Consider the following 579-nt stretch of genomic DNA (forward strand, 5'->3'; position numbering starts at 1 on the left):
CGGCAGCGGGACCTTCTGAACCAATGCGCCGTTGAGCATGCCGAAGCCGGCGCAGACGACCAGGCCCAGCGCGATAGCGGCGAGCGGCGGCAGGGAGCCCTCGGCGGCCATCTTCGCGATCACGATGCTGCCGAACGCCATCACCGCTCCGCAGGACAGGTCGATGCCCGCGGTGAGGATGATGAGCGTCTGGCCGATGGCCAGCGTGCCGACGACCATGACCTGCTGGACGATCAGCGAGAAGTTCCCGCCGGTGAGGAACTGGTCGGTCGAGGTGGCGAAGAAGACACAGGCCAGCAGGAGGGCGATCAGCGGGCCGGTGGTCGGTTGGGTGAGCAGTCTGCGGACCGTGGTCGGCGCCTTGAGATCGGCGTACGGCGTGGACGTGGAGGGTGGCGTGGACGTGGCAGTCATGCGAAGTCCTTGTCGGAAGACAGAAGTCCTTGGCCGTCCCTTCAGGGCGGCAGGAGGACGAGGAGGCGGCCGTCCCGGTTCGGGGAGGAGGGGCCGGCCGCCCCGCTGAGGGGTGTCGAACGCTGGCAGCGGGAGCCGACGGCTCAGCCCCAGCAGTTGTCCAGG

At 68.9% G+C, this 579-nt stretch carries 1 pseudogene; it reads right to left on the minus strand.

The features are described from left to right. Positions 1–414, minus strand: a pseudogene (locus GTY47_RS21180) (ABC transporter permease); the annotation flags it as partial. Positions 415–579: the final 165 nt, after the last annotated feature.

This window comes from Streptomyces sp. SID5464 (genome assembly GCF_009862985.1).
GTDB classification, from domain to species: domain Bacteria; phylum Actinomycetota; class Actinomycetes; order Streptomycetales; family Streptomycetaceae; genus Streptomyces; species Streptomyces chartreusis_D.